This window comes from Nocardioides stalactiti, from assembly GCF_014180715.1.
Taxonomy (GTDB): domain Bacteria; phylum Actinomycetota; class Actinomycetes; order Propionibacteriales; family Nocardioidaceae; genus Nocardioides; species Nocardioides stalactiti.
The window spans coordinates 19,274-27,289 of record NZ_JACEFC010000055.1; the positions used below are offsets into that span (position 1 = coordinate 19,274).

Here is an 8,016-nt window from a genome sequence, read left to right on the forward strand (position 1 = left end):
AGCCTCAGAGCCAGGCCGTCGGCGTATCGATCGTGGTCCGGTCGAGGGTCGCCAGCAGGTCCAGCTGCGGAGCGGTGCGCGGGAGCTCGTAGCGGAAGAAGTACGCCGCTGCCGCACGCTTGCCGTCGTAGAAGTCACCGACGGCGTCGCCCGCCGCCAGCACCTGCTCGAGCCACATCCAGGCGACCACGGTGTGCCCCACCGCCTCCAGGTAGAGCGACGCGTTCGCCAGGCCGAGCTCGGGATCACCCGGGGCCCAGATCGTTCGGGTCACCTCGACGACGCGGTCGACGACGGCCGACAGCGCCGCCGCCTGCTCGCTGTCGCCGGCCCGCTCGATCGTGCTCCGGATCGCGCCCACCAGGGCGAGCAGACCCGCCCCGCCGTCCATGACGACCTTGCGCCCGAGGAGGTCCTGCGCCTGGATCCCGTGGGTGCCCTCGTGGATCGGGTTGAGGCGGTTGTCGCGGTAGTGCTGCTCGACGTCGTAGTCGCGCGTGTAGCCGTAGCCGCCGTGCACCTGGATCGCCAGGTCGTTGGCGGCGAGGCACCACTGGGACGGCCAGCTCTTCGCGATGGGCGTGAGGACCTCGAGCAGCAGGTGAGCGGCTGCCCGGGCGGCCGGGTCGGCAGCCGTCTTCTCCTCGTCGACGAGGCGGCTGCAGTAGAGGAGGAGGGCGAGCGCGCCCTCGACGTACGACTTCTGGGCGAGCAGCATCCGCTTCACGTCGGCGTGCTCGGCGATCGGCACCGGGGCGCCTCCCGTGCCGACCGGCCGGCCCTGGAGACGCTCCTTGGCGTAGCGCAGTGACTTGAGGTAGCCGGTGTAGCCCAGCGCGGTCGCGCCGAGGCCGACCCCGATCCGGGCCTCGTTCATCATGTGGAACATGGCCGCGAGGCCGCGGCCCTCCTCGCCCACGAGGTCGCCGACCGCACCGCCGCGCTCGCCGAAGTTGAGCAACGTGTTGGTGGTGCCGCGGAAGCCCATCTTGTGGTTGAGCCCGGCCAGCGTGACGTCGTTGCGGGTGCCGTCGGGGAGCACCTTCGGTACGACGAACAGGCTCAACCCCTTCACGCCCGCCGGCGCCCCGACGACCCGCGCCAGGACGAGGTGGACGATGTTCTCCGACAGCTCGTGCTCGCCGGCGGAGATCCACATCTTGTTGCCGAACAGCCGGTACGACCCGTCGGCCTGGGGCTCGGCCCGAGTGGTCACGTCCGCGAGCGACGAACCCGCGCCCGGCTCCGAGAGGCACATGGTGCCGAGGAACCGGCCCTCCAGCATCGGCCGCACCCACCTCTCGACCTGCTCGGGCGAGCCGTGCGCGAGCAGCAGGTTCGCGTTGGCCAGGGTCAGGAACGGGTAGCCCGACGTCCCGGCGTTGGCCGCCTGGAACCACGCCATCGCTGCACTGGCCACGGTGTGCGGCAGCTGCCCACCCCCGACCGCCTCGTCCATCGACGCCGTCATCAGCCCCGACCCGAAGTAGACCTCCAGGGCTCTCGCGACCTCGGGCACGAGGTGGACGCGCTCCCCGTCGAAGGTCGGCTCGTGGGCGTCGGCGAGCTTGTTGTGCGGTGCGAAGTGCTCGGTGGCGATCGTCTCGGCGAGCTCCAGCGCCGCGTCGAACGTCTCCCGCGAGTGCTCGGCGAACCTCTCGCGCGCGGTCAGCCGCTCGACGTCGATCCACTCGTAGAGGAGGAACTCAAGGTCACGGCGCGACAGGAGGAGCGACATGGCTCCAACCTAGAGCGCGGACCCCGGACGGCACTCCGCCGTGCTGGTCACCAGCCCCCGCAGCGCCCACCGGGCGACGGGCAGGTAGGGGAAGCAGACCAGCCACGGCAGGTGGATCCGGACCCATGCGGTGCTACCGCTGCCCTCGGGGTCGACGCCGTGCTCCATGTGCACGGCCGCCGCGCCCACGCCGACCCGCCATGACCAGCGGTGCGCCCCGTGGTCGACCTCGCCCACGCGGAACGGCACCCGCACGAACAGCGGTCCGTGCACGACGCCGCGCAGGCCCGGCTCCAGCACCGCCCGGTCCGTGGCGACCCGCGTGATCTGCGGAGCCCACGTCGGCCAGGCCGACGGCCGGGAGTAGCGGGCCCAGGCCTCGTCGACGGAGGCGGGCCCCGAGGCGGAGACCAGGACGGGCACGCGTCCATCCTGCCCTGCGGTCGTTAGTGTCGCTCCCATGGCGAAGAGCGCGGGGCCGCCGGTGCGGTGGCTCTTCGGGGACCAGCTCGGTCCGCACTTCCTCGACGACCATCGTGGCCCCGTGCTGATGGTCGAGTCGCGGGCCGTCCTCGCCCGTCGTCGCTTCCACCGCGCCAAGGCCCATCTCCTGCTCTCCGCGATGCGCCACCGGGCGCGCGAGCTCGGCGACCGGCTCACCTACGTGCGCGCCGACGGCGGGTACGCCGACGTGGTGCGGCAGCACGCCGCGGGTCCGCTCGAGGTGGTCCACCCGACGTCGTACGCCGCCTTGGGGCTGGTCACCCGCCTCGCCGAGCAGCTCGACCTGACGATCCACGATCCCCGCGGCTTCGCGACCTCGCGCGCCGACTTCGACCGGTGGGCGGCCGGCCGGAAGGGGCGGCTGCTGATGGAGGACTTCTATCGGCGCGCGCGTCTTGCGCACGGCGTGCTGCTCGACGGCGACGGTCCGGCCGGGGGTCGCTGGAACTTCGACCACGAGAACCGGGAGCCACCGCCCGCTGGTGCCGCCGGGCTCGGCCTCGCCGAGCCGTGGTGGCCCGAGGAGGACGAGGTCGACGAGGAGGTCCGAGCCGACCTCGACCGGTGGGAACGCGACGGTGCCGTCGCTTTCATCGGGCGCGACGGACCGCGGCGCTTCCCCGCGACCCGGCGGCAGGCACTCGCGGCGCTCGACCACTTCATCGCCCACCGGCTCCCGGCCTTCGGAGCGCACGAGGACGCGGTACTGGAGGGCGATCCGTGGATGGCGCACTCACTGGTGTCCGTGCCGCTGAACCTCGGTCTCCTCGAGCCGCTGGAGGTCGTGCACAAGGCGGAGGAGGCCTACCTTTCCGGAGCCGCGCCGATCGCTTCCGTCGAAGGCTTCGTGCGCCAGGTCATCGGTTGGCGCGACTACGTGTGGCACCTGTACTGGCACCTGGGCGAGCCCTACCGACGTCGCAACGAGCTCGCTGCCCGGGACCGGATCCCGCGCTGGTTCGCCGAGCTCGACGGCGCGGCCACGGACGCGCGCTGCCTGTCCCACACCCTCGACCAGGTGGCCGAGCACGGCTGGGTGCACCACATACCGCGACTGATGGTGCTCGGCTCCTACGCGATGCAGCGCGGCTGGTCGCCCACCCAGGTCACCGACTGGTTCCACCGCGCCTTCGTCGACGGCTACGACTGGGTCATGGTGCCCAACGTGGTCGGCATGTCCCAGCACGCCGACGGCGGCGTGCTGGCCACCAAGCCGTACACGTCGGGTGGGGCCTACCTCAACAAGATGACCGACCACTGCGGCTCCTGCCGCTTCGACCCCCGGAAGCGGGTCGGGGAAGACGCTTGTCCGTTCTCTGCCGGCTACTGGTGGTTCCTCGACCGCCACCGCGACCGGTTCGCCGGCAACCACCGCATGGCACAGGCGGTCCGCGGCCTCGACCGGCTCACCGACCTCGAGGAGCTCGTCACGCAGGAGGAAGCCCGGGGCAACCGAGCGCCGTGACGTCCGGGCCCGGAAAGCCAGAAGGCCGGACCCAGCGAGGGTCCGGCCTGTCCGCGATCTCCGTGAGAGATCAACCTGCGCGCCCGTAGGGATTCGAACCCCAAACCTTCTGATCCGTAGTCAGATGCTCTATCCGTTGAGCTACGGGCGCTCGCCGCCTTGCGAGCGACCGGTTGAGGATAGCCGAGGCGGGCTCCGGATGCCGAATCGCCCCGTGTGGGAACATGATCCGAACAGACACGACGCGCCCGGCGGGGCAGTCCGGGAGCACGCGAGAGCAGGAGGTCGTGGTGTCCGGCTTTGCGCCCGAGGACCGCGAGCTGTTCGAGCGTGCGGCCATCGAGCTCTACGACCTGATCGTCCAGGAGGGCGGGCTCGGTCCCGACGACGCGCGGCTCGCCGACGGCACCGACGCGAAGATCGCGCTCGACCTCCTCGCCGAGCTCAACCTGGTCCAGCTCGACCAGCGCGCCGGCACCTGGCGGGCCCTCGAACCGGCCAACGTGCAGTCGCGGGTGGTGACGCCGCTCAGCAACGAGGGCGCCCGGCTGCTCGACGAGTCCGCGCGCTGGGCCAAGGCCTTCCAGTCGCTCAACCACAGCTGGCGCCGGTCCCCCGTCGCCGAGACCTCCGGGGCGTTCACCTACCTCCACAACGAGGCGATCAGCCCCTACCTGACCGCGCTCATCGGCGATGCCGAGGAAGAGCTCCTCACCGCGCAGCCCCAGACCGGGCGCGACGCCCAGTCCATCGCGGCGGCGGCGCTCCGCGACACCCAGGCGCTCGAGCGCGGGATCTCGATGCGGACGCTCTACCAGCACAGCGCCCGGCGCAGCGCGATCACCCAGAAGTACGTCGCCGCGGTCACCGCCCGCGGCGCCGAGGTCCGGACGCTCGACGAGTTCTTCAACCGGATGATCGTGGTCGACCGCCGATCGGCGGTCATCCCCGCCGCCGACACCCTCGCGACGGCGGTCGTCGTCCGGGAACCGGCGGTCGTCGCCTACCTCATCGACGTGTTCGAGCGGGCGTGGGCACGAGGCCGGCCCTTCGTCAACGCCGAGGAGTCCGCGGTCAAGGAGATCGCCGCCGAGCAGCGGGCGATGACGATCCGGATGCTCATCGCGGGCCACAGCGACGCCGTCAGCGCCAAGCGCCTCGGCGTCAGCCCGCGCACCTACGCCGGCTACGTCGCCGACCTCAAGACCGAGTACGACGCCGACACCCGGTTCCAGCTCGGCTACACGATGGGCAGCACCGGGATCTCCGGCAACGAGAACGCCGAGCCTGCCGACGACGGGGGCTGACGAGCGGGAGCGTCAACGGGCAGCCCGAAAAAGGGCACGACCGCCGGCGTACCGGCGGTCCTGCCTGAGAAAGTCGTCAGATCAGCGGGCGACCGTGCGGCAGGCGCCGCCACAACCCCAGCTGGAGTCCAGCGCGTGCGATGACGGCGCTGCAACAGTGGTGAGTCCCACCGTCGCGACCGTCGCGGCGAGCACGATCGCGGCCCTCCGAACCATGTTCCTCATCTTCATTGCCCTCCGATTGTCGCGGCGACAAGGCCGCAGTCCCAAGACAGACAGTCAACTGTCGCTCACCACACAAACATTGGGCAAGCCAAAGAAGCAATGTCTGTTGCCGGACCTTTGCTTTCCGGAAGCGATAAGCCCCCGGCGAGCGTGCTCACCGGGGGCTGACGCGGAGGCGGAGGGATTTGAACCCTCGATGGGGTTGTAGCCCCAAACCCGCTTAGCAGGCGGGCGCCATAGACCGGACTAGGCGACGCCTCCCCGCTGACCGGCCGGGCCGGTCAGCGGACACAGGTTACAAGGCGCCGGCGGGACCAGCCGAATCGACCACCCCGTGGAGCGGCGGCTCAGCGGCCCGCGCGGGCCAGGGGGTCGCGGGCGGCGCGCGCGAACGCGTGCTTGTCGGGAGGCAGCAGCTCNCGCGAAGTCGTCCTTGTCGGCAGCCAGCAGCTCCATCGGGATGGTCGTCGAGCGACCGTCCTTCAGCCGCAGCACGACGCAGGGGACCTCCTGGGGCTGGGTGGCGACCGCGTCCTCGACCTCGCTCCACCGGGCCTCCTTGACGCCGGCGCCGCGCACCAGCCGCACCCGGTAGCCGGTCGCGCTCAGCCGGACGATGCTGACCCGCGTGCGCAGCCACCAGGCCACCGCGATCAGGCCGAGCAGCCCGGCCGCCAGGAGAACGACGAGGACGTCCGGACCGACCCCGACGGCCGCGACCACGACCGTGCAGGTCAGGACCACGATGGCGAACAGGATCAGGTAGGCGCCGACGAACCGGGCGACCACGAGGGGCGCCATCCGGTAGTCGACGGTTTCGCTGGGGAGAGCCACGCAGAGGGGGCGGGATTCGAACCCGCGGTAGGTCTCCCTACGACCGCTTTCAAGGCGGTTCCGATCGGCCACTCCGGCACCCCTCCTCGAGGACCCGGTCCAGGACCGGCCTCGGGGCGAGTCTAGAGAAGCCCTCCGTCGCGGCGGCAGTTGAGGGCGCGGCGACGCAAGTAGGCGCGCTCCTTGGCCGTCAGCCACGCGAGCCGGTCGCTGAGGACGTGGGCGTCGACGAGCAGCTCGGTCGCGGCCTCGTCGACGGTGTGGGCCCAGACCAGCACGTCACCGATGTCCTGGACCGAGGGCAGCAGGAGCCGGGCGGTCTCGCGGCGGACCCGGAGCTCCTCGCGCTCGGCCAGCACGCCGACCAGGGTGGGGCCGCGCTCGGCGTGGAGGCACTCGTGGAGGACCGTGCACCGCCGTTCCTCCCAGGTCAGGTCGGTGCGCAGGCTGATGACCTGCTCCTCGAACAGGGTGAAGCCGGCATCGGCGTCGTCCTCGGGGCGGTGCCAGCGCAGCTCCCAGCCGTGGAGGTCACGCAGGCGGCGCCACGGATGGATCACGCCGTGACGGTAGTCGCGGGGACCGCCACTACCCCTTGCCGGAGGACGGCTTGCCCGTCCGGGTTCGTGCGGCTCGCTTCTGCACCGGCGGCGGGGCGGCCTTGCGCGCGCGGCGCGCCGCCACCTCGTCGGCCTTGGCCCGGGCCCGCGCCTGGTCCTCGAGGGCGGCTGCCCAGCTCCCGGCCCCGACGTCGAGCGCCATCGCGATCCTGACGAACTGGTCGATGTGGACCAGGCGGGGGTCGGCGGTCGGGGAGAGGATGTTGGCCAAGGTGCTGCGCGGGATCCCCGTCAGCTGTGCCAGCGCCTCCTGCGTCAGGCCCGAGCCGGCGAAGCCCTCGCGGATCATCAGCACCGCGTCACGGTTGATCGGCATCGAGGCCTGCTCTCTCTGTCCCATCGGGCAACAGTATTCCAAGCTGAACACGTTGTCCCCTCCCCTTGAAGTTTGTTTCATGCTGAACTAGCGTCGAGGGCGTGTCCCAGAACGAACAGCGCAACGGCCCTGTCAACCGTGCTGCTGTCGCCGAGGTGCGTGCGCTCGTCGCTCAGCGCCGGATGAGCATCACGGAGCTGGCCGAGGCATCGGGGATCCCCCGGTCCACGCTGCACAGCAAGCTCGGCGGCCGCAGCGGCCTCACGGTCGCCGAGCTCGTGCAGCTCGCCATCGCGCTCGACGTCCCGGCCGCCGACCTGTTCAACGCAGCCGCGGCCGGCCTCGACGGCGAGGGGCACCCATAGATCGGGTCGGCGGTACGGGTCCGTCGACCACCACCCAAGGGGGAATGCACTGATGGTTCGAGCACAACGCGTCCGAGAGGTCACGCCCGTCGCACTCGCGGCGGCGGGAGCGGCCCTGTTCCTGGCGTCCAGTCCGGCGGCGATGGCCGCCACGGAGGACTGGAACTCCAAGACCGATCCGCTCATCGCCTGGGAGGACGGTTCACGCCAGGCCCTCGCGTTCGGCACGTCGTACACCAAGGAGGGCAGCCTGAAGAACCACACCAACTACAAGGACCCGCGCGCCGGCGGCGACAAGGTCTACACCGAGACCGAGTACGACGCGTACTGGCCCGGAGGCCAGGGCGGCACCTACAAGTGGAGCGGCCGCTACGGCATGGACCAGAGCGCCCGCGACAACAGCGGCTCGTGGGTCGACCAGTACGACGCCGACTACTACGCCGACATCGACGGCATCGAGAAGGGCCGGGTCTACTCCAAGGTCTGCGAGGACCAGAGCTGGAGCCCCGACCCCTGCAGCAAGAACCCGTTCATCACGTTCTCGCTGTGACCCTCGCCCTCACCGAGCTCCGGTGCACCTACCGCACCGGCGACCGGCCGGCCGTCAGCATCCCCTCGCTGGAGCTGGCGGGCGGGCCCGGC

8 protein-coding genes and 3 tRNA genes are annotated in these 8,016 nt (G+C 71.2%); 4 read left to right on the forward strand and 7 right to left on the reverse strand.

Going from position 1 to position 8,016, the window contains the following annotated elements; all coding sequences use genetic code 11:
* Positions 1-4: 4 nt before the first annotated feature.
* Together H0487_RS12465 and H0487_RS12470 are read right to left on the reverse strand one after the other, a co-directional pair.
* Positions 5-1,738 carry an acyl-CoA dehydrogenase gene (locus H0487_RS12465; RefSeq protein WP_183094560.1) on the reverse strand — a complete coding sequence of 578 codons (1,734 nt, stop codon included), beginning with the start codon at positions 1,736-1,738 and terminating at the stop codon, positions 5-7.
* A gap of 9 nt (positions 1,739-1,747) precedes the next feature.
* Positions 1,748-2,161, reverse strand: coding sequence for an SRPBCC family protein (locus H0487_RS12470; RefSeq protein WP_183094561.1), 414 nt, complete (start codon positions 2,159-2,161; stop codon positions 1,748-1,750).
* Positions 2,162-2,198: 37 nt separating this feature from the next.
* Here H0487_RS12470 and H0487_RS12475 point away from each other — a divergent pair, with 37 nt between their 5' ends.
* Positions 2,199-3,707 (forward strand): cryptochrome/photolyase family protein, encoded by a 1,509-nt coding sequence (locus tag H0487_RS12475; protein WP_183094562.1) that lies wholly within the window; start codon positions 2,199-2,201, stop codon positions 3,705-3,707.
* Positions 3,708-3,785: 78 nt separating this feature from the next.
* Here the strand turns inward: H0487_RS12475 and H0487_RS12480 are convergent.
* Positions 3,786-3,858, reverse strand: a tRNA-Arg gene (locus H0487_RS12480).
* Positions 3,859-3,997: 139 nt separating this feature from the next.
* Here H0487_RS12480 and H0487_RS12485 point away from each other — a divergent pair.
* Entirely contained in the window at positions 3,998-5,014 is a 1,017-nt protein-coding gene (locus tag H0487_RS12485) for a phospholipase D-like domain-containing protein (protein ID WP_183094563.1), read from the forward strand.
* Positions 5,015-5,409: 395 nt separating this feature from the next.
* Here H0487_RS12485 and H0487_RS12490 read toward each other — a convergent pair.
* The 4 genes from H0487_RS12490 to H0487_RS12510 all read right to left on the reverse strand — a co-directional run bounded on the left by H0487_RS12490 (position 5,410) and on the right by H0487_RS12510 (position 7,033).
* Positions 5,410-5,500: transfer RNA gene (locus H0487_RS12490), tRNA-Ser, on the reverse strand.
* A gap of 574 nt (positions 5,501-6,074) precedes the next feature.
* Positions 6,075-6,159 (reverse strand) — tRNA-Ser (locus tag H0487_RS12500).
* A 36-nt stretch (positions 6,160-6,195) separates the two neighbouring features.
* Positions 6,196-6,633, reverse strand: a complete 438-nt coding sequence (locus H0487_RS12505) for a hypothetical protein (RefSeq protein WP_183094565.1) — start codon at positions 6,631-6,633, stop codon at positions 6,196-6,198.
* Between the two features lie 28 nt (positions 6,634-6,661).
* A complete protein-coding gene (locus H0487_RS12510; RefSeq protein WP_183094566.1) occupies positions 6,662-7,033 on the reverse strand; it encodes a helix-turn-helix domain-containing protein in 372 nt (123 codons plus the stop codon).
* 77 nt (positions 7,034-7,110) lie between these two features.
* Between H0487_RS12510 and H0487_RS12515 the strand changes: the two genes are divergently transcribed.
* Together H0487_RS12515 and H0487_RS12520 are read left to right on the forward strand one after the other, a co-directional pair.
* Positions 7,111-7,374: a helix-turn-helix domain-containing protein gene (locus tag H0487_RS12515; protein WP_183094567.1), complete on the forward strand. Its 264-nt coding sequence runs from the start codon at positions 7,111-7,113 to the stop codon at positions 7,372-7,374.
* Between the two features lie 52 nt (positions 7,375-7,426).
* A complete protein-coding gene (locus tag H0487_RS12520) occupies positions 7,427-7,924 on the forward strand; it encodes a hypothetical protein (RefSeq protein ID WP_183094568.1) in 498 nt (165 codons plus the stop codon).
* Positions 7,925-8,016: the final 92 nt, after the last annotated feature.

Coding starts and splice junctions, on each gene's coding strand:
- H0487_RS12465 (WP_183094560.1), bottom strand. CDS start 1,738: ATGTCGCTCCTCCTGTCGCGCCGTGACCTTGAGTTCCTCCTCTACGAG.
- H0487_RS12475 (WP_183094562.1), top strand. CDS start 2,199: ATGGCGAAGAGCGCGGGGCCGCCGGTGCGGTGGCTCTTCGGGGACCAG.
- H0487_RS12510 (WP_183094566.1), bottom strand. CDS start 7,033: ATGGGACAGAGAGAGCAGGCCTCGATGCCGATCAACCGTGACGCGGTG.
- H0487_RS12520 (WP_183094568.1), top strand. CDS start 7,427: ATGGTTCGAGCACAACGCGTCCGAGAGGTCACGCCCGTCGCACTCGCG.